This window comes from Halomonas sp. BC04 (genome assembly GCF_000568385.1).
This window is the reverse complement of record NZ_AZQX01000323.1, coordinates 38,764-57,618: the sequence shown is the minus strand read 5'-3', so window position 1 is coordinate 57,618 and position 18,855 is coordinate 38,764. Positions and strand designations below refer to the sequence as shown.

The 18,855-nt window shown below is 61.9% G+C and carries 17 protein-coding genes and 2 pseudogenes; 9 read left to right on the top strand and 10 right to left on the bottom strand.

Going from position 1 to position 18,855, the window contains the following annotated elements; translation table 11 throughout:
• Positions 1-127 precede the first annotated feature (127 nt).
• Together Q427_RS21940 and Q427_RS21935 are read left to right on the top strand one after the other, a co-directional pair.
• Complete coding sequence (locus tag Q427_RS21940; protein ID WP_043517291.1) at positions 128-1,402, top strand: O-acetylhomoserine aminocarboxypropyltransferase/cysteine synthase family protein; 1,275 nt, start codon at positions 128-130, stop codon at positions 1,400-1,402.
• 200 nt (positions 1,403-1,602) lie between these two features.
• The gene (locus Q427_RS21935) at positions 1,603-3,183 is read left to right on the top strand and encodes a methyl-accepting chemotaxis protein (RefSeq protein WP_231613844.1); all 1,581 of its coding nucleotides are present in this window, start codon (positions 1,603-1,605) and stop codon (positions 3,181-3,183) included.
• Here the strand turns inward: Q427_RS21935 and rarD are convergent.
• Positions 3,162-4,129 (bottom strand): annotated as a pseudogene (rarD, locus tag Q427_RS21930) (EamA family transporter RarD). The gene Q427_RS21935 and the pseudogene rarD sit on opposite strands and share 22 nt — an antisense overlap.
• Before the next feature lie 135 nt (positions 4,130-4,264).
• On the opposite strand from rarD, the gene Q427_RS21925 reads away from it, so the two are divergent.
• The gene (locus Q427_RS21925; protein ID WP_043517289.1) at positions 4,265-5,080 is read left to right on the top strand and encodes an amidohydrolase; all 816 of its coding nucleotides are present in this window, start codon (positions 4,265-4,267) and stop codon (positions 5,078-5,080) included.
• A complete protein-coding gene (locus tag Q427_RS21920; protein WP_043517288.1) occupies positions 5,080-5,781 on the top strand; it encodes a pseudouridine synthase in 702 nt (233 codons plus the stop codon). The genes Q427_RS21925 and Q427_RS21920 overlap by 1 nt, the downstream gene beginning before the upstream one ends.
• Positions 5,782-5,895: 114 nt before the next feature.
• Here Q427_RS21920 and Q427_RS21915 read toward each other — a convergent pair whose 3' ends face one another.
• The 7 genes and pseudogenes from Q427_RS21915 to gloB form a co-directional block, all read right to left on the bottom strand.
• On the bottom strand, positions 5,896-7,494 hold the full coding sequence (locus Q427_RS21915) for an ABC transporter ATP-binding protein (protein WP_043517286.1): 1,599 nt from the start codon (positions 7,492-7,494) through the stop codon (positions 5,896-5,898).
• Positions 7,487-8,572, bottom strand: a complete 1,086-nt coding sequence (locus Q427_RS21910) for an ABC transporter permease (protein WP_043517284.1) — start codon at positions 8,570-8,572, stop codon at positions 7,487-7,489. Before Q427_RS21910 ends, Q427_RS21915 begins: the two co-directional genes overlap by 8 nt.
• A 4-nt stretch (positions 8,573-8,576) precedes the next feature.
• Positions 8,577-9,649: pseudogene (locus tag Q427_RS21905) on the bottom strand (microcin C ABC transporter permease YejB).
• A 50-nt stretch (positions 9,650-9,699) separates the two neighbouring features.
• A complete protein-coding gene (locus tag Q427_RS21900) occupies positions 9,700-11,535 on the bottom strand; it encodes an extracellular solute-binding protein (protein ID WP_043517281.1) in 1,836 nt (611 codons plus the stop codon).
• Positions 11,536-11,645: 110 nt separating this feature from the next.
• Positions 11,646-12,524, bottom strand: a complete 879-nt coding sequence (locus Q427_RS21895) for a transglycosylase SLT domain-containing protein (RefSeq protein ID WP_231613843.1) — start codon at positions 12,522-12,524, stop codon at positions 11,646-11,648.
• Between the two features lie 26 nt (positions 12,525-12,550).
• Positions 12,551-12,796 carry a hypothetical protein gene (locus Q427_RS34585; RefSeq protein WP_231613842.1) on the bottom strand — a complete coding sequence of 82 codons (246 nt, stop codon included), beginning with the start codon at positions 12,794-12,796 and terminating at the stop codon, positions 12,551-12,553.
• Positions 12,797-12,864: 68 nt separating this feature from the next.
• Positions 12,865-13,632 (bottom strand): hydroxyacylglutathione hydrolase, encoded by a 768-nt coding sequence (gloB, locus tag Q427_RS21890; protein WP_043517279.1) that lies wholly within the window; start codon positions 13,630-13,632, stop codon positions 12,865-12,867.
• A gap of 391 nt (positions 13,633-14,023) precedes the next feature.
• On the opposite strand from gloB, the gene Q427_RS34580 reads away from it, so the two are divergent.
• The 4 genes from Q427_RS34580 to nudC all read left to right on the top strand — a co-directional run bounded on the left by Q427_RS34580 (position 14,024) and on the right by nudC (position 16,663).
• Positions 14,024-14,380, top strand: coding sequence for a methyltransferase domain-containing protein (locus Q427_RS34580; RefSeq protein WP_231613841.1), 357 nt, complete (start codon positions 14,024-14,026; stop codon positions 14,378-14,380).
• A 243-nt stretch (positions 14,381-14,623) separates the two neighbouring features.
• Positions 14,624-15,115, top strand: a complete 492-nt coding sequence (gene rnhA, locus Q427_RS21880; protein ID WP_043517277.1) for a ribonuclease HI — start codon at positions 14,624-14,626, stop codon at positions 15,113-15,115.
• Positions 15,116-15,125: 10 nt separating this feature from the next.
• The gene (dnaQ, locus tag Q427_RS21875; protein WP_043517275.1) at positions 15,126-15,887 is read left to right on the top strand and encodes a DNA polymerase III subunit epsilon; all 762 of its coding nucleotides are present in this window, start codon (positions 15,126-15,128) and stop codon (positions 15,885-15,887) included.
• Positions 15,887-16,663: an NAD(+) diphosphatase gene (gene nudC, locus Q427_RS21870; RefSeq protein ID WP_043517273.1), complete on the top strand. Its 777-nt coding sequence runs from the start codon at positions 15,887-15,889 to the stop codon at positions 16,661-16,663. Before dnaQ ends, nudC begins: the two co-directional genes overlap by 1 nt.
• Before the next feature lie 145 nt (positions 16,664-16,808).
• On the opposite strand, the gene Q427_RS21865 is transcribed toward nudC, so the two are convergent.
• The gene (locus Q427_RS21865) at positions 16,809-17,120 is read right to left on the bottom strand and encodes an SCP2 sterol-binding domain-containing protein (protein ID WP_043517270.1); all 312 of its coding nucleotides are present in this window, start codon (positions 17,118-17,120) and stop codon (positions 16,809-16,811) included.
• Between the two features lie 147 nt (positions 17,121-17,267).
• On the opposite strand from Q427_RS21865, the gene sohB reads away from it, so the two are divergent.
• Positions 17,268-18,308 (top strand): protease SohB, encoded by a 1,041-nt coding sequence (gene sohB, locus Q427_RS21860; RefSeq protein ID WP_043517269.1) that lies wholly within the window; start codon positions 17,268-17,270, stop codon positions 18,306-18,308.
• 14 nt (positions 18,309-18,322) lie between these two features.
• Here sohB and Q427_RS21855 read toward each other — a convergent pair whose 3' ends face one another.
• Positions 18,323-18,643 carry an ArsR/SmtB family transcription factor gene (locus Q427_RS21855; protein WP_043517268.1) on the bottom strand — a complete coding sequence of 107 codons (321 nt, stop codon included), beginning with the start codon at positions 18,641-18,643 and terminating at the stop codon, positions 18,323-18,325.
• Positions 18,644-18,855 lie beyond the last annotated feature (212 nt).

The following is an 18,855-nucleotide window of genomic DNA, read 5'->3' as shown; positions in this document are numbered from 1 at the left end:
GAGGTTGGATATCGGGGCCGGCAGCAGGGCGTAGGGCACCAGACTAAACGATATTGGTGGTAGGGTTGAGAGTTGGTTAGCATCAGGTGAAATACTCAACCGTTTCTTCCATCCATCAGGATCTGCCATGAAGCCCGAAACCATTGCCCTGCACCACGGCTACTCTCCCGACGACCAGCACGCCGTGGCCGTTCCTATCCACCAGACGACCTCGTTTTCCTTCGACAGCGCGCAGCATGCCGCCGACCTGTTCGACCTCAAGGTGGAGGGGAACATCTATTCGCGCATCATGAACCCCACCTGTGCGGTGCTGGAGCAGCGCGTAGCCGCACTGGAGGGCGGTATCGCCGGCCTGGCGGTGGCCTCCGGCATGGCGGCGATCACCTATGCCATCCAGACCATCGCCGAGGCCGGTGACAATATCGTCTCCATCAGCGAGCTGTATGGCGGCACCTATAACCTGTTTGCGCACACCTTGCCGCGACAGGGCATCGAAGTGCGCTTCGCCGACAAGGATGACATCGCCGGCATCGAATCGTTGATCGATGCGCGCACCAAGGCCGTATTCTGCGAAAGCGTCGGCAACCCCTCTGGCAGCGTGGTCGACATGGTGAAGCTGGCGGAGGCCGCCCACCGCCATGGTGTGCCCGTGATCGTCGACAACACCGTGCCCACGCCCTTCCTGTGGCGGCCGATCGAGCACGGGGCGGATATCGTCATTCATTCGGCCACCAAGTACATCGGTGGTCATGGCACCACGGTGGGTGGCGTCATCGTCGACTCCGGCAAGTTTCCCTGGGCCGACCATGCGCAGCGTTTTCCGCTGCTCAACGAGCCCGATGTCTCCTACCATGGGGTGAGCTATACCCGTGACGTGGGCGAAGCCGCCTTCATCGCTCGCGCCCGGGTGGTGCCGCTGCGCAACATGGGCGCCGCCCTTTCGGCGCAGGCCGCCTGGAATCTGCTGCAGGGCCTGGAGACGCTCTCGCTGCGAATCGAGCGTATCTGTGACAACGCACGCAAGGTAGCCGAGTACCTGGAGGGGCATCCGGCGGTCAACTGGGTCCAGTATGCCGGCCTTCCCGGCCACAAGGATCACGAGCTGGCCCAGCGCTACATGAACGGACAGGCCTCGGGCATCCTCAGCTTCGGTATCCAGGGCGGTCGCGAGGCGGGAGCGCGCTTCTACGACGCACTTGGAATGATCCTGCGCCTGGTCAACATCGGCGATGCCAAGACCTGCTCGTCGATCCCCGCCTCGACCACCCACCGACAGCTCAATGACGAGGAATTGAAGGCGGCCGGAGTGACCGCGGACATGGTGCGGTTGTCGATCGGTATCGAGCATGTCGATGACATCATTGCCGACCTGGAGCAGGCGCTCTCTGCCAGCCAGGCATGAGGATGCGGGCCGCTCCTTCCTGGGGTGGCCCTGCTCCCGGGGGCACATGATTAGATGAGCCCGTCTTATCGGCTGACTTTTCACCGTCTTTAGTTCTGCTTTGGTCTCTCAGGCCAAAGTGGGGATGCTAATGACATATGCAAGACGCTACTCTCTGGATACTTCCAATAACAAAGAGATAAGGCGTCATGCGGATACTGATGTTTCTGTTAGCCGCGGTCTCTCTTGCCGCGGGCGTTTTCCTGTTGAGTGACCCCGGCGCTGGGGGGTCAGCCTACCTGGGCCTGGTCCTGGGTGTCGTGGCAGGCGGCCTGCTGGCCCTGACAGGCATGGCGAGCGTCTATCGTGCCAATGCCGCCACCCTGGAGGCGCAGGGCATCAAGGCCCTGCTGCCGGCGACCCGCGATTACCTGTCGTTGCGGCGCATGGCCCATGGGCTGATACGACAGGCCAGCAATACCGCCATTGCCTCTGCCGAAGTGTCGCATCATGCCGACCGCATGGATCAGCGCCTGGAACGCCAGGGGCACACGGTGCGAGAGGCTTCCGCCAGCATGGCCTCGATCACCTCCGCCATCGAACAGGTGGCAGCGAGCGCGGCCAACGTGGCGAGCCTCGCCAGCCGCTCCCGGGATGCCAGTCACGTCAGCCGCGAAGCGCTGGGCCAGGTCATCGAAGAGATGCAGGCATTGGCCGAGCGTTCGGAAGAGGCGCTTGAGTTGCTCAACATGTTGAGCCAGAAAGCCGATAGCGTTCGCCATGTCACCTCGTTGATCGAGGAGATCGCCGAACAGACCAACCTGCTGTCATTGAACGCCTCGATCGAGGCGGCCCGTGCCGGCGAGCACGGCCGCGGTTTTGCCGTGGTGGCCGGTGAGGTGCGTCAGCTGGCGGGGCGAACGGCGGATGCCACACGCAACGTAGAGGCCCTGGTGGGTGATATCGGCGACAGCAGCCATCGCGTGGTCGACACCATCGGTCATCTGATGCAGCGCGTCGGCGATCGTGCCAAGGAGATGAGCAAGGTGGGTGAACAGCTCACCGAGATGACCGGCAACTTCGATCAGGTCGAAAGCGAGATCCGTTCGATCGCCGAGGCCATGGACGATACCAACCAGCACTCTCAACGGGTGGCGGGAACGCTGACGACGCTGGAGAGTGAAACCGAGCAAGGTAACCGGGATATGCATGGGCTGGCGACCCAGGCCCGTTCGCTCATGGAGGGGGCGGAAGCCGTCGATGGAGCGCTGGCTCAACAGCGACTGGAAGGGCGTCACCAGCAGGTGTTCGGCGCGGCGCGCAAAGCCGCTGCCGCTCTCGGTTCACTGCTTGAATCGGCCATCAAGCGCGGTGAGCTCGATGAGCAGACACTCTTTCATGCCACCTACACGCCGATACCCGGCACCAACCCCCCGCAGCACTTGACCGGATTCGTCAGCTACACGGACGAACACTTCCCGGCCATCCAGGAGCCGCTGCTGGAGCAGCTAGGGGTGGCCTATGCCATTGGTATCGACCGCCGCGGCTACATACCGACCCACAACCAGAGCGTCAGCCAGCCACCCAGCGGCGACTACGATCACGACCTCAAGTTCTGCCGTAACCGTCGTATCTACGAGGATCCCACCGGGCAGCGCTGTGGTTCCCATGAGGAGACGCTGCTGCTGCAGACCTACAAGCGCGACACCGGCGAGATCATGCACGACCTCTCGGTGCCGATCTACGTGGGTGGCAAGCACTGGGGCGGTTTCCGTATCGGCTACAAGCCCGAGGCGGCTTGACCGGGCGAGGACATCACTCCTTCAGTCCGACTGATGCCCTGCCGGGGCCAGTGGCGTGCGCTCCGGGAGTGCCAGGCCGACCAGGAGTAGAGCGCAAGGCTGGCCCAGATCAGCACGAAGGTGGCCAGCTGGATCACTGATAGCGGCTCACGGAATACCAGCAGGGCGATGAAAAACTGGATGGTGGGGTTGAGGTACATCAGAAAACCCAGCGTTGCCAAGCGTAGCCGACGGGCGGCACCGGCAAAGGCCAGCAGGGGCAGAGCGGTGATCACTCCACTGGCTATCAGCAGCAGCGTGGTCCGAGACGTGTCGAGAAAATGGGAGAGATCGGCCATCGACAGCCAGGAAAGCGCCATCAGCCCCAGGGGAAGCAGCAGCAGGGTTTCCACAAAGAGGCCCGAGAGGCCATCCAGGGGAACCTGCTTGCGCAACAGGCCGTAGGTGCCGAAGGAGAGTGCCAGGCTCAGGCTGATCCACGGCAACTCCCCCAGCAGTACCAGCTGTATGACGATCGCCGTTGCCGCCAGCAGAACGGCCAGGCTCTGCACGCCGGCCATCCGTTCGCGCAGCACCAGCATGCCGAGTGCCACATTGACCAGCGGCGTCAGGAAATAGCCAGGCTGGCCTGGAAGACCTGCCGTGTCTCCACCGCATAAATGTAGAGCCCCCAGTTGATGGCGATCAGCACGGCGCAGCCGAGCACGCGTCCGAGCCGCCTTGGCTCGGCCAGTGCCTGGCGTATCGGGCGCCAGCGATTCATCACCGTGACCAGACCCACCAGGAAGAGGCAGGACCAGATAATGCGGTGGATCAGAACCTCGAAGGCGGGCACACCCTGGAACAGGGCAAAGAACAGTGGAAAGCAGCCCCACATGACATAGGCGGTCAGGCCAAAGGCAACACCCTTGGCGGCTTCCGGATCGGTAAAGGGCTTGATGGACATTCCATGTGCTCTTGGAGAAAGCAGTAACTTAGCAGGCTATCCGTCACGTTTCCATGGTGGCAGTAAGCCCCGGCTGACGGCGCAGCCCGGCTGAGTTAGGCTGTGGGGGTGGCGATTCACCCAAGGGAAGCCGATATGAGCGATTTGCGTACGACACTGGTGCAGTGTGACCTGCGCTGGGAAGATCCGGATGCCAACTGCCGCATGCTGGAAGAGAAACTCGGCGGACTCGATGGTTCGCAAACCGACCTGATCGTATTGCCGGAGATGTTCTCGACCGGCTTCACCATGAATTCCCGTGAAATGGCTGAGCCCATGGAGGAGAGCCGCGCGGTGGCCTGGATCCAGCGGCAGGCCATCGATCGTGGCTGCGTGGTGACCGGGAGCGTGGCCGTGGTCGAGGGCGATCACTATTACAATCGTCTGATCTGGGCGCGCCCGGATGGCAGTCGCGTCCACTACGACAAGCGCCACCTGTTTCGCATGGCCGGTGAGCACGAGCGCTACTCCATGGGCCACGAGCGCGTGATCGTCACCCTCAAGGGCTTTCGCATCCTGCTGAGTGTCTGCTATGACCTGCGCTTCCCGGTTTGGCTGCGCCAGCAGCCCGCCGCGAATGAACATTTCGAATACGATGCGCTGCTCTGCGTGGCCAACTGGCCGGCCCCGCGACGTCATCCCTGGCGCATCCTGCTTCAGGCACGGGCGATCGAGAACCTGTGCCCGGTGATCGGCGTCAACCGGGTTGGCGAAGACGCCAATGGCATGGCCTATGCCGGCGATTCGATGCTGGTGGACTTCAAGGGTGAGGCAGTGATCGATGAGCCCCGGGACCAGCCATTCATCAAGACGGGTGTGCTGTCCCGGTCAGAGCTCGATGCTTTTCGCGAGAAGTTTCCGGCCTGGCGGGATGCCGATCATTTCAATGTCGCCGATGGGGTCGGTTTCTGATGCGGCTGGACCGATTTCTTTCCGAAACCACTGACTTGACCCGCAGCCTGGCGAAGAAGGCGCTTCATCGGGGCGAGGTCACCGTCAACGGCGAAGTGATCAAGCAACCGGCGCTGCAGGTCGGTGAGCAGGACCGGGTGTGCTGGGAGGATGAGCCCCTGGTGCTGGTCGGGCTTCGCTATGTCATGTTGAACAAGCCGGCTGGCGTGGAGTGCAGCGCCCGGCGCGGGCTCTATCCCCGGGCAATCGATCTGATCGACCTGCCCAGGGTCGATCGACTGCAGACGGTAGGGCGGCTCGATGTCGATACTACCGGCATGGTCCTGCTGACCGACGATGGGCAGTGGTCCCATCGTGTGACTTCGCCACGCAAGCGCTGTGGAAAGGTCTACCGGGTCACCCTGGCCGACCCCCTCGAGGGTGAGGCCCTGGACAGCGCCGTTGCCTGTTTCGCAGAAGGGCTCCTGCTCGACGGCGAAGAGAAGCCGACGCGGCCCGCCGAGTTGTCCGTGCTGGGGCCGTTCGACGCCGAGCTGACCCTCTATGAGGGCAAGTACCATCAGGTCAAGCGGATGTTCGGTGCCATTGGCAACCGTGTGGCATCGCTCCACCGGGAATCCATCGGACCACTGAGCCTTGGCGGGCTGGCGCCTGGAGAGTGGCGCGAGCTGTCCGACGCGGAGGTGGCCGCCTTCGCCTGATTGACAGGGAGTTACCGCAGGGTGCGAGCGTAAATCAACCTTTATACCGTTATCTCATTGTTGCAATATGTGGGGCCTCCCATGCCGGCGGACGGTCTTCAGCGATAGTGCTCATCAGCTGTCGATGCGCAGGCCTGCCGCCTTGACCAGCGCGCGCGTGTAATCGCTGGTCGGGTTCTCGAGCACATCCCTGCAGTTGCCTTCCTCGATCAGCTCACCATCCTTGAGCACCATCACCCGGTGGGCCATGGCACGCACGACGGCAAGGTCATGGCTGATGAAGAGGTAGCTGAGGCCTCGACGTGCCTGCAGATCGCGAAGTAGTTCGACGAGCTGTTTCTGTACGGTGCGATCAAGCGCCGAAGTCGGTTCGTCGAGTATCATGAGCTCGGGTTCGAGAATCAGGGCCCGGGCCACGGCGATGCGCTGGCGCTGGCCTCCCGAAAACTCATGGGGATAGCGTGCAGCACAGTCGGCCGGCAGGCCGACTTCCTGCAGGGTCGCTTGGACCCGCTGCAAGACCTCGCTCTCCGCAAGCTTGGGGTAGTGAAAGCGCAGCCCTTCACTGACGATTTCCGAGACCGGAAGGCGTGGCGATAGCGAACCGTAGGGATCCTGGAAGACGACCTGGAAACGGCGTCGACGCTTGCGCAGGGCGTTGCCGCTCAGGCGGTCGAGACGCTCGCCGCCGAAGTCGATCTCACCGCGACAGGGCGTGAGTCTCAGCAGTGCCATGGCGAGGGTCGTCTTGCCGGAACCTGACTCGCCGACGATTCCCAGAGTCTCGCCAGGGGCGATCCGCAGGTTTATCGGCTTGACTGCCTCGAAGGCTGGCGGACGCTTGGCGAAGAGCCGTTTTGGCCGCTGGAAACTGACCGCCACGTCGCGTGCTTCTATGAGTGGCGCACCGTCCGGTACCGGTGCGGGATGCCCGGCTGGTTCGGCCTCCAGTAGCGTGCGGGTATAGGCGCTACGGGGTGATTGGAAGACCTCGGAAACCAGGCCGGTCTCCTGCTCGCGACCATCGTAGAGTACGCAAACCCTGTCGGCATGGCGGCGAACCAGGTTGAGGTCGTGGGTAATGAACAGCATGCCCATGCCATGACGATCACGCAGCTCCGCGAGCAGGGCGAGAATGTCCTGTTGAACGGTGACATCGAGGGCTGTGGTGGGCTCATCGGCAATCAACAGCTCGGGGTCGTTGGCGATGGCCATGGCGATCATCACCCGCTGCCGCTGGCCACCGGAGAGCTGGTGCGGCCAGGCATCGAGCAGCTCATCGGGGCGTGGCAGTTTTACCTGCTCCAGCAGCGTGCGCGTGCGCTCTCGTGCTGCCCGGCCGGATAGCCCCTGGTGAAGTCGCAGCGTCTCCCCGATCTGTTTGGCGACGGTGTGCAGCGGATTGAGCGACGTCATCGGTTCCTGGAAGATGAACCCCACACGTCCACCACGAAGCCCCTGCCAGTCACGTTTCCTGAGGCGGGTCAGATCGGTCCCGCCCAGCCAGCGTCCGCCCTCCACGCGAGCATTGTCGGGCAGCAGGTTCATGGCGCCCAGTGCCGATACCGACTTGCCGGATCCGGATTCGCCGACCAGGGCGAGGGTCTCTCCGCGACGCACCTCGAGTGACAGCTCCTTCAGCACCGGAACACCGTCGAACGCGATGGACAGCTTGTCGAAACGCAGCAAGTCTCGTGAATGCGATTCAGGCATTGGGCTGAGTCCTGGTCAGGGGTGTGGTGCTCGGGGCGTGCTGGATATGTCGCGGATCGAAGGCATCGCGCAGCCCCTCGCCGATGAACACCAGCAGCGACAGCATCAGTGACAGGCTCACGAAGGCGGTGATGCCGAGCCATGGGGCGTGCAGGTTATTCTTGCCCTGGGCGACCAGTTCGCCCAGGGACGGTGCGCCAGGTGGCAGGCCGAAGCCGAGGAAATCCAGGGCGGTCAGCGTGGTGATGGCCCCGGTAAACAGGAAGGGAATGAAGGTCAGCGTGGCAACCATGGCATTGGGCAGGACGTGACGCCACATGATCAGGCGTGAGGGCAGGCCCATGGCCTTGGCGGCGCGGACATATTCCAGGTTGCGTGCACGCAGAAATTCGGCGCGGACCACGTCCACCAGGCCGAGCCAGGAGAAGAGCAGCATGATGCCCAGCAGCCACCAGAAGCCGGGTTGCACCAGGCTGGCCAGGATGATCAATAGGAACAGCACCGGCAGTCCCGACCAGATTTCTGTCAGGCGCTGACCGACCAGGTCGGTCTTGCCGCCAAAGTAGCCCTGTATACCACCAATGAGGACACCCATGACCAGCGAGCCGGCAGTCAGCACCAGGGCGAAGAACACCGACAAGCGGAAGCCGTAGATGACCCTGGCGAGGACATCACGCCCCTGATCATCGGTACCCAGCCAGTGGCGCCCGTCAGGCGGAGATGGCGAGGGGCGCATCATCTGCATGTCCAGGGTCTGGTATGAGAAGGGGATCGGCGGCCAGAGCGCCCAGCCATGGGCCGCGATCTGTTCCTGTATGAACGGGTCGTGGTAGTCGGTACGCGTGGGCAGAAACCCGCCGAACTCGGTCTCGGGATAATTCACCAGCAGCGGTGCGTACCACTGTCCATCGAACTGCATCACGATGGGCTTGTCATTGGCGATTATCTCGGCAAAGAGGCTTAGCCCAAACAGCACCAGGAAGATCCACAGCGACACCCGCGCCCGCCGGTTCTGGCGAAAGACGCTGATGCGACGCCGGGCGATGGGGGAGAGCTTGGAGGTGAACGCAAGGGTCATGGGCTCAGGACTCCCGGGTCTCGAAATCGATACGTGGATCCACCCAGACATAGGTGAGGTCGGAAATCAGCTTCAGGATCAGCCGATCAGGGTATAGAGGAAGAGCGTGCCGAAGATCACGGGATAGTCGCGCTGCATCACCGCCTCGAACCCCAGGAGCCCCAGCCCCTCCAGCGAAAAGATCACCTCGATCAAGAGCGAGCCGGTGAAGAAGATCGTGATCAATGCGCCGGGCATTCCGGCGATGATGATCAGCATGGCGTTGCGGAACACGTGGCCATAGAGCGTGCGATGGTCACTGGCGCCCTTGGCCCGGGCGGTAAGTACATACTGCTTGTGTATCTCGTCCAGGAAACTGTTCTTGGTCAACATGGTCAGGGTGGCAAAGCTACCGATGGTCATGGCCACCACCGGTAGGGTGATGTGCCAGAAATAGTCCTTGATCTTGCCCCAGGTGGAGAGTTCGTGGAAATCGGGTGAGGTGAGGCCGCGCAGAGGGAATAGATCCCAGTAGCTGCCCCCCGCAAAAAGCACGATGAGCAGGATGGCGAACAGGAAGCCGGGGATGGCATAGCCCACGATCACCAGCCCGGAGGTCCAGACGTCGAATCGGGAGCCATGGTGCAGTGCCTTGCGTATCCCCAGTGGAATCGATATCAGGTAAACCAGCAATGTGGTCCAGAGCCCAAGGGATATCGATACCGGTAATCGTTCGATCATCAATTCCACGACCGGCCGGTCACGGAAGAAACTGTTACCGAAATCGAAGGTGGCGTAGTCGCGCATCATCCCCAGAAAACGGATGTGCGCAGGTTTATCGAAACCGAATTGCTGCTCGAGCTGTTCGATGAAGCGTGGGTCCACGCCACGAGCGCCGCGTGATTCATCCCGTACCACAACGTCACCACCGCCGGCATCCAGGCGTGTGCTGGACATGGCATCCATGCCCTCGAAGCGGGCCATCATCTGGTCGATTGGGCCCCCCGGGGCGGCCTGCACGATGATGAAGTTGAGCAGCATGATTCCTATCAGAGTGGGAATCATCAGCAGCAGTCGGCGCAGGATGTAGCGGCTCACGATAGGATTATCCTTGTGAAAGCAGCATTGACAGTGAGTGCCCGCACGGCCTAGCGACGGCGAAGACGACGGTTGATTTCGTCTTCCCGCTCGCTATCGACCCACCAGGCCGAAAGGTCGAAACCGTAGCTGGGGAATGGCTCGGGATAGCCGAACTTGTCCCAGACGGCAATTCGCGTCTCGCCCGAATGGTAATGGGGGATGGTGATGAAGTTCCACAATAGCACCCGGTCCAGGGCACGGGCGGCCGTGTTGAGTTCGCTGCGGCTGTTGGCCCGTATCAGGCGCTCAACCAGTTCATCGACCACCGGGTCCTGCAGTCCCATCAGGTTACGGCTTTGAGGACTTTCAGCGAAGTCGCTGGTCCAGAATTCGCGCTGTTCGTTGCCGGGATTGTTTGACTGGGGAAACTGCCCGGTGATGATCTCGAAGTCGAAGCTTCTCAGCCGGTTGAGGTACTGGTTGATATCGACGATGCGCAGGCTGCCCTGGATACCTAGGCGCGACATGTTGCGCAGCATGGGCTGCACGACCCGTTCCAGGCCGCTGTCGAACAGCATGACCTCGACGGATAGCGGGCGGCCGCTTTCGCCGTCGACCAGGACCCCATCCCGTACCTCGTAGCCCGCCTCCAGCAGAAGCTCATAGGCCAACCTCAGGCGTTCACGCAGCTCGGTCGGGTGGTCAATGGGCAGCTCACTATCGAAGATGCGTTCGGGCAGGTCGTCACGATGAGGCTCCAGCAGGGCGAGTTCCGACTCGCTCGGCAGCCCCTCGGCGGCCATCTCCGAGTTCTGGAAGTAGCTCTCTGTGCGGCTGTAGGAGTCGTAGAAGAGGTTGGCGTTAAGCCAGGGGAAATCGAAGGTGAGATTGAGAGCCTCGCGTACGCGAACGTCCTGAAACTTATCCTGCCGCAGGTTGAAGACGAAGGCCTGCATGCGTGACGGCTGGCCGTCCGGTACGGTGATTCGCTTGACCAGGCCGTCGTTGTAGGCAGGGAAGTCGTAACCGATGGCCCAGGTGGCGGCACGGGCGTCGGTACGATAGTCCATGACCCCGGCCTTGAAGGCTTCCCAGGCGATATCGCGGTCTCGATAGTAATCGTAAATCAGGCGATCGATATTGTGCCGGCCGCGATTGACAGACAGCTCGGCGCCCCAGTAGTCCGCCACTCGCTCATAGACGATGCGTCGGCCGGGCTCGACCTCGGCGAGACGATAGGGGCCGGATCCGGGGTGGCGTGCCAGGGTCGGCGCACTGAAGTCGTGCTCTTCCCAGTAATGCTTCGGCAGGATCGGCAGCTGGCCGACGATCAAGGGGAGCTCGCGGGAGTGGTTGGTGGTGAACTCGAAGCGCACGGTATGGCGGTCCAGAGCTTCAACACTCTCTACGTCGGCGTAGTAGCCGCGGTAGAAGGGATTGCCTTCCTCTACCAGCAGGTTGAAGCTGAATACCACGTCTTCGGCGGTCACGGGTTCACCGTCATGGAATCGTGCCTCGGCACGAAGGTCGAATTCGATCCAGAACCGGTCAGGGTCGAGTCGCATGCCGCGTGCCAGCAGGCCATAGACGCTGAATGGCTCATCGACGTTTTCCACCAGCAGGGTGTCGTAGATTTCGCCGATGCCGATGGCCGGCGTACCGCGGATGATGAAGGGATTGGTCGAGTCGAAACTGCTGCCGACGGCGGCACGGGTCAGGCTGCCCCCCTTGGGGGCATCCGGATTGACGTAGGGGAAGTGGGTGAAGTCTTCATCCAGTGCCGGCTCGTCGTAGAGAGCAAGCCCATGAACCGTGGGAATGGCTTCGTGTTCGTCAGCCAGTGTCGACGAAATCCAACTCGTGGCCAGTACCGTTAAGAAGAGGCAACGCATGACGAACCGCATCGATGACATCCTTGCTGAAACATGCCATGGCAGGCAGGGGGTGCCGCCTTAAAGTGTCAGTCCTTCCGTTGCTTGTAAACCTGTCCCGGTGAATTTCACGACACCAGGTGTCAACGAGCGGCCAGGCTGCGCCGTGGAATGGTCAGGCGTTGACCTTCATGGATCAAGTCCCCGTTGAGCCCGTTTTGCTGGCGGATCTCTTCCACGCTGCTGCCGTGCAGTGCAGCGATGGACGACAGGCTGTCGCCGCGTGTGACGATATGCTGCTCCGCCCCGGTGCTCGGCGATGCTGGAGTCGTCAGGTGGGCCAGCACAGCTTCCTCGTAGTCGACTGGCACCAGCACCACGTCAGTGGTGGCGGGGTGAGCAGTGCCATTGCTCAGGGCCGGGTTGAGTGCCGACAGTTCGTCCCGGTCAACGCCCGTCATGGTTGCCAGGCGAGCGAGGTCGATCGGTGCCTCCACCGTTACCTTGGCGAAGACCGGTGCATCGTCGATTTCCGGCAGATCGATGCCGTAGGCATCAGGATCGGCAATGATGGCTGCGATGGCATTGAGCTTGGGCAGGTAGTTCATGGTTTCGTTGGGCAGTTGGAGGTGCCAGTAGTCCGCTGGCTCACCCCGTGCCCCGGCAGCGTGTCGTGCACGGTTCACTGTGCCGGCACCTGCATTGTACGCAGCAAGGGAGAGTTCGAGGTCGCCCTCATACCACTGCTCGGCCTGCAGCTCGATATAATCCAGCGCGGCCGCGGTGGAGGCCACCACATCCAGGCGGCCATCGTAGCCATTACGCCGACTCAGGCCCAGGGCATCGCCCGTGCCAGGCATGAACTGCCAGAGACCGGCGGCACCGCGATGACTGCGGGCCGTGGGATCGAAGGAGCTCTCCACGAAGGGGATCAAGGCGATTTCACCCGGCAGGCCGCGGGCTTCCACCTGCTCATTGATCCAGGCTAGCCAGGGGCGAGCGCGTTCGATGATCTCGGTCACGTTGGATGGATTGGCGCGGTAGTGCTTTATCCAGTGCTGGACGCGTGCATCATGGCTGCGATCCAGCCACTGCAGGTTGTCACGCAGCCTCTCCCAGGTGTCGCCAGGAGGAATTCCAGCTGCAGGTCGTTCCAGAAGTGTGCCGTCGAAAGCGTGTTGCTGACTCCGGGGTGGGGAGCGGCCTGACTCTGTGCGCCGGCAGCCAGCGCTCCGAGCAGAGCCAGGCTGCTGGCGAGGCCAATGACCTTTCGTCGAGCGGTGAGGTAGGTCATGCGTTCTCCTTCTGGTCGCTGAAGCGGCGTGACGGTAGGCCGCCAGGCTTCCATGGGATGCGTTGAAATCAGAAACTGTCTTTCCAGGCTCGCAAGGTGGCGAAGGTGGCCTGGTCGGTATCGGTATCGCCGTGCTGCGAGGCGGCCGCGCGGACAGCGGGGTCAGCGCAGCGCAGGAAAGGGTTGATCCTTTTCTCGCGGCCCAGGTTGCTGGGCAGGGTGGGCCGGTCGAGCGCCCTGGCCCGCTGTGTCTCGTGCAATGCCGTTGCCACTTCGGGATTGTTCGGATCGGCGGCGCTGGCGAATGCCAGGTTGGCCTGGGTATATTCGTGGGCGGCGAAGACCAGGGTGTCGTCGGGCAGCCTGGCGAGAGCCTGCAGGGATTGGTGCATCTGTTCCGGTGTGCCTTCGAAAAGTCGACCACAGCCGGCAGAGAACAATGTATCGCCACAGAACAGCAGGGGGGGGATGCCGGCAGTGAAGAAGGCAATATGGTCCAGTGTGTGCCCTGGTACTTCCATGACGTCGAAGAGGCGTCCCATGACACGGCAGCTGTCGCCCTGGCCGACGCATTCGTCGATACCTGCTATCTGCGGGTTGTGCGGGCCGATGACATGGGGTGAGTAGCGCTCGATGAGCTCCGCGAGGCCGCCGACATGATCATGGTGATGATGGGTGATGAGAACGCTGGTGAGATTCAACTGGTCCCGTTCCAATGTCTTGATGACCGGAGCGGCATCGCCTGGGTCCACTATGCAGACATCGGGGCTCGTGTCCTGGCGCATTAGCCAGATATAGTTGTCGCCAAAAGCGGGAATCGGTGTCACGCTCAGCATAGGCCTAACGTCCTCGTCGCGTCGTCAACCGGTGTGTTGCAGGGCAAGAAACCACGCTGTTGAAAGCCGCGCAACATCAATGCAATTGCATCGTTTCAATGCTCAGTACAGTGATGCACGCGATAGCCGAGGGCCATTGCATGGCGGCGAAACGCTGCCATCTTGCTGTAAGTTGCCTGCAAAACCGGTGATAATGGAGGGTGTTGTAGCCAATGTCAAATTCACAGGATCTGCTGGCGCTGGCTCAACTGTTCCGGGAAGGACGCCGCTATTGGTCGAGTCCCGACGGTGTCGCTCACTGGCGTGCCGAGCGTGCCTGCCTGGGGCCTGTTTGTGAGCGCATGCATGGGCTCCACAGCCTGGAACTCGGCATGGGCCCGCTCTGGCCGATATGTCACCCATTCATCACAGCATGCGCTGGGCGCCGACCGTAGAGTTGGCCGAGCAGCCGTCGACCCTGATCTGCCCACCCGACGCGCTGGCGCTGCCTGATGAAAGTCTGCAACTGGTGATCATCCACCACCTGCTGGAAATCGTCCCGAATCCCCACCGACTCTTGCAAGAGTCCGCTCGGCTTACCAGCGACGAGGGTTGCCTGATCATTTTCGGCTGGGCCCCGCTGGGCGTGGCGGGCCTGTCACGACTCTCACCGGGTCGCGGCGCCGGCAGCCGTGGCGTGGGCAGTGGCGAACACCGGCCAAGCTGCGTGATTGGCTGGCATTTGTGGATTTCCGAATCGAGCGGGTAGACTACTGCGGTTTTCATCTCCCTGGCAGAATGCCGGGCAACGCCACATTGGAGACCCTGGGGCGACGGCATAATGTGCCGCTGGGGGACAGCTATATCATTCGCGCGCGACGTCGCACCAAGCTGGCCCAGATTCAGCGCCCTCGCCTACGACTCGGTGGAGCGTTGGGTGGCAACTCGCTGGGCCATGCTTCCCGGATCGGCCGTCCCGCCGTCGAAGAACCGAGTAAAAGGACTACCGAGGTTGAGTGATACCGAACAGGCCAAGTCGTTACCTAGCGTCACCATATACACGGATGGGGCATGCCGCGGGAATCCGGGGCCGGGCGGCTGGGGAGCGGTGCTGACCAGTGGCCGGCACGAAAAGACCCTCAATGGCTTCGAAGCCAATACCACCAATAATCGTATGGAGCTGATGGCGGCCATCATGTCCCTGCGTGAGCTCAAACAGCCGTGCCAGGTCGAACTCTGGACCGATTCCGAATATCTGCGGAAGGGTATTACCGAGTGGATCCATGGCTGGATGAAGCGGGGGTGGAAGACGGCCAACCGGCAGCCCGTCAAGAATGCCGAACTATGGCGAGAGCTTCTGGCAGAGGCCAGCCGACACCGGATGCAGTGGCACTGGGTGAAGGGGCATAGCGGCCATCCGGGCAATGAGCGTGCCGATGCGTTGGCCAATGCCGCCATCGATGCCCATAGGGCCAAGCCAAGCGTCGTCACCAAACCATCGTGAGTCAAGAATCATGCGTCAGATTGTTCTGGATACGGAAACAACCGGTATCGACCCGAAGGAAGGGCACCGGCTGATAGAAATCGGTGCCGTGGAGATGGTCAACCGCCGCCTCACCGGCCAGACCTACCACCAGTACATCAATCCGCAGCGGGAGATCGAGGCCGAAGCGACGGCGGTGCACGGTATAACCAACGACGACCTGCACGACAAGCCGGTCTTCGCCGATATCGCCGATGCGTTCTGGGACTTCATCGGTGGTGCCGAGCTGGTGATTCATAACGCGGCCTTCGATGTGGGGTTCATCGATCACGAGTTGATGATGCTGAATGCCCAACGTGGTGAGCCGCAACTGGGCCCGGTTGCTGGACATTGCACCATCCTGGACACCCTGCGACTGGCGCGCGATCGCCACCCGGGGCAGCGCAACAACCTCGATGCGCTGTGCAAGCGCTATGAGATCGACAATGGACGCCGGGTGCTCCATGGTGCCTTGTTGGATGCCGAGATCCTTGCCGAGGTCTACCTCGCGATGACCGGCGGGCAGACCGCCCTGACGCTGGATGCCGAAGAGCGGGGTGGCGAGGACGCCATGGCCGGAGGGTTGTCGATTCGACGCCTGTCGCTGTCGGCAGGCAGCCTGAGCGTGCTGAGCCCTGGCGTGGAGGAGATGGCCGCTCACGAGGCCAAGCTCGCGCAGATCCGTCAAACTGCTGGCTCCTGTCACTGGGATGAGCTGGGCTCGGTGAGTAACCTGGTTGAAAAGACCCGCTGATGCTGCGCCGCGAACTGCCGCTCGATGAGGTGGCTGGCAGGGTTATCCGGATCGCCTCTGGCCATATCGCGCCGGGACCGGATGGATCTCCCCTGCAGCGCACACAGCCGTGGGCGTCGACCCTGCAGCCGCTATGCTACTGGCACGACGAACCGGTGGCCCTGTCAGTGGAAGACCAGGTAGGTGAGAGCTGGCCGGACGGCAGGCAATGGATGGCCAGGCTGCCCGAATCCTGGTTTCCGCTGCTCTCCACGGCACTCCAGGTGGCGTCCTGGTTGCGCGATCATCGGTTCTGCGGTCGCTGTGGTGCCGGTGCGGCGAGGCTGGATGCCGAGTTTGCCATGCATTGCCAGACCTGCGGGCTACGTAACTACCCCAGAATTTCCCCTTGTATCATTACCCTGGTGACCCATGGTGATGCCATGCTGCTTGCCAGGAGTCCGCGCTTTCCCCCCGGGCGCTATTCCACGCTGGCCGGTTTCATCGAGCCAGGGGAGTCTGCCGAGGAGGCCGTTCACCGGGAGGTTTTCGAGGAAGTGGGGCTCACGGTGGGGCGCATACGCTACTACCGCAGCCAGGCCTGGCCGTTCCCCCATGCGCTGATGCTGGGCTTCTTCGCTGAAGCCGCGACCAGGCGCATTCGTATCGATGGCATCGAGATAGCCGATGCCGCCTGGTTCAACCCAGAACGGCTGCCTCAACTGCCGCCTCCCTACTCGATTTCGCGTGCCTTGATCGAGACGCATCTTAGCGAGGTAAAGGGCAGCCCCCGCTGAGAGGGTGCCTACAAAAGGACTGCACTCGACAATACGTCGTTAAAAATTGGCTCGTCTTGCCTTCGTTCGTCTGTTTTGTAAACACCCTCTATGGCGCGCGGGCCGCCATGTGGCGGCCCGCGTCGGTCTGATGATTCTTGCCGGATCAGCGTGCCGGGAAAAGGCTCGTCAGCTTGGTCGCCAGCATGACGTTACCGGTCGCCTTGAGCTTGCCGGTCATGAAGGCGGTCATGCCGTTGATTTCGCCATTCATCACGCCTTTCAGGGTATCGGTGCTCATGCTCAGGCTGACCGAGGGATCATCGTGCTCGCCCTCTTCAATGGCAAGGCTGCCATCCTTGATGACCAGGTAGTGGCTGCCGTTATCACTGAAATGGAACTGGAAGATGTCATCCATTCCCTTGGCGGCCTGGGGGTCGAATCGATCCTGCAGTTTGTCGAAGGTGTTGCTGGACATGCGAGGCTTCCTCTGTCGTAGGGGTCAAGGGAGGATTGAGGCACTACTTGCGAGAGTATTTCAAACGAATGTTTTAATCAAGGCCATTGTACCGGAGGGCGGGCAACGTCAGTATGAATCGACCAACCAGGAAGCGGAGAGAGTAACGTGAACGAGTGGCTGCTGGATATCGGGCGCTTCACGGCCCAACTGACGATTCTACTGCTATTGGTGGGGGTTGTGGTGGTCATCGTGGCCCGGGCCAGAAGTGAAGGTGGTGATCGCCTGCGGATGCGTATCGAGGAACTCAACCGCCGGCATGAGTATCGGCGGCGGCGGCTCGCTCTCGCTGCCAGTGAGCCGGGGGCTCGCAAGCGGCTGCTCAAGGCGTTTCGACGTGATGACAAGACAGAGGGCCGTCAGGGGCGCAAGGAGCAGGGCGCTACCCGACAGACGGTCTGGGTGCTGGATTTTCGCGGTGATATAAAAGCATCGGGTGTGGGGCGGCTGGCAGAAGAGATATCGGCTGTCATTGCGGCCGCTTCAAAAGGGGATGAGGTGGTGGTGCGCCTCGAGTCAGCCGGCGGGCTGGTGCACGCCTATGGGCTTGCCGCTGCCCAGATGGACCGGCTCCGGGATGCGGGTCTGACGACCACGGTCTGTGTCGACAAGGTGGCGGCCAGCGGAGGTTACCTGATGGCCTGTACCGCCGACCATCTTCGCGCGGCTCCCTTTGCGGTTCTGGGTTCCATTGGCGTGGTGGCGCAGCTGCCAAACCTTCATCGGCTCCTGAAACGGCACGATATCGATGTCGAGCTGCTCACGGCCGGGGAGTACAAGCGAACCCTGACGGTGTTCGGCGAAAACACCGAAGAGGGCAGGCAGAAGTTTCAGGCGGATCTGGAAAACATCCATCACCTGTTCAAGTCGCATGTCGCCGAGCGTCGTACTGGGCTGGACATCGAGACAGTCGCTACCGGTGAAACCTGGTACGGTCGGGATGCCCTCAACAAGGGACTGATCGATGGCCTGGGCACCAGCGAGGCGTATCTGCTGTCACGCATGGAGGATGCGCGGGTGATCAGCATGCGGCTGGAAGCGCGGCATCCCATGGGCGAACGATTCGGCATGGCCATATCGAAAGGGGTCGAGGGTGGCATCGACCGGATAATGGAACGACTCGATGCTGGACGCTGGGAGAAACGCTGAGCCTGCGCTGCCGGTCATAGTTGCTGCAGCCTGACCAGCGTCTCGATCAGCGCTTTCGCCTGATCGCCCTGAAGGGAGTAGTAGATGGTCTGGGAGGCTCTTCGTGTCGTCACCAGGCCTTCCCGACGCAGGATGGCGAGATGCTGAGACAGGGCCGACTGGCTCAGTGAAAGGCGTTGGTTGAGTTCGGTCACCGACAGTTCGGAATCATCGAGCAGGCATAGAATGCGTAATCGATTGTCATTGGCCAGTGCCTTCAGTAGGGCAGTGGCCTGGTCGATTGCGACATCGCCGGCTTCGAGCAGGCGGGATGCATTGTTGTGCGAGGTGCTCATGTCGATCTCCCCGGGTTGGCTGTCCGGCTGCGGTGCAGGCCGTGGCAGGCTGCTTCTGGCGGCTACCTCGGCCTGCGACGACAGCCATCCAGCAGGCTGTGGCAGGAGGCAGGGGTGTGACAGTGCCCTTCGTGGTTTATGGCATTGCTCATTTAGTTATCATTGATAGTGGCCCATCAACTGTCAAACGTCGAATCAACGAAGTCTTGATG

Bases quoted from the DNA above. Each gene is read 5' to 3' on its own strand.
- Q427_RS21940 (WP_043517291.1), top strand. From the start codon at position 128: ATGAAGCCCGAAACCATTGCCCTGCACCACGGCTACTCTCCCGACGAC.
- Q427_RS21935 (WP_231613844.1), top strand. From the start codon at position 1,603: ATGTTTCTGTTAGCCGCGGTCTCTCTTGCCGCGGGCGTTTTCCTGTTG.
- Q427_RS21925 (WP_043517289.1), top strand. From the start codon at position 4,265: ATGAGCGATTTGCGTACGACACTGGTGCAGTGTGACCTGCGCTGGGAA.
- Q427_RS21920 (WP_043517288.1), top strand. From the start codon at position 5,080: ATGCGGCTGGACCGATTTCTTTCCGAAACCACTGACTTGACCCGCAGC.
- Q427_RS21915 (WP_043517286.1), bottom strand. From the start codon at position 7,494: ATGCCTGAATCGCATTCACGAGACTTGCTGCGTTTCGACAAGCTGTCC.
- Q427_RS21910 (WP_043517284.1), bottom strand. From the start codon at position 8,572: ATGACCCTTGCGTTCACCTCCAAGCTCTCCCCCATCGCCCGGCGTCGC.
- Q427_RS21900 (WP_043517281.1), bottom strand. From the start codon at position 11,535: ATGCGGTTCGTCATGCGTTGCCTCTTCTTAACGGTACTGGCCACGAGT.
- Q427_RS34585 (WP_231613842.1), bottom strand. From the start codon at position 12,796: ATGACCTACCTCACCGCTCGACGAAAGGTCATTGGCCTCGCCAGCAGC.
- gloB (WP_043517279.1), bottom strand. From the start codon at position 13,632: ATGCTGAGCGTGACACCGATTCCCGCTTTTGGCGACAACTATATCTGG.
- Q427_RS34580 (WP_231613841.1), top strand. From the start codon at position 14,024: ATGTCACCCATTCATCACAGCATGCGCTGGGCGCCGACCGTAGAGTTG.
- dnaQ (WP_043517275.1), top strand. From the start codon at position 15,126: ATGCGTCAGATTGTTCTGGATACGGAAACAACCGGTATCGACCCGAAG.
- nudC (WP_043517273.1), top strand. From the start codon at position 15,887: ATGCTGCGCCGCGAACTGCCGCTCGATGAGGTGGCTGGCAGGGTTATC.
- Q427_RS21865 (WP_043517270.1), bottom strand. From the start codon at position 17,120: ATGTCCAGCAACACCTTCGACAAACTGCAGGATCGATTCGACCCCCAG.
- Q427_RS21855 (WP_043517268.1), bottom strand. From the start codon at position 18,643: ATGAGCACCTCGCACAACAATGCATCCCGCCTGCTCGAAGCCGGCGAT.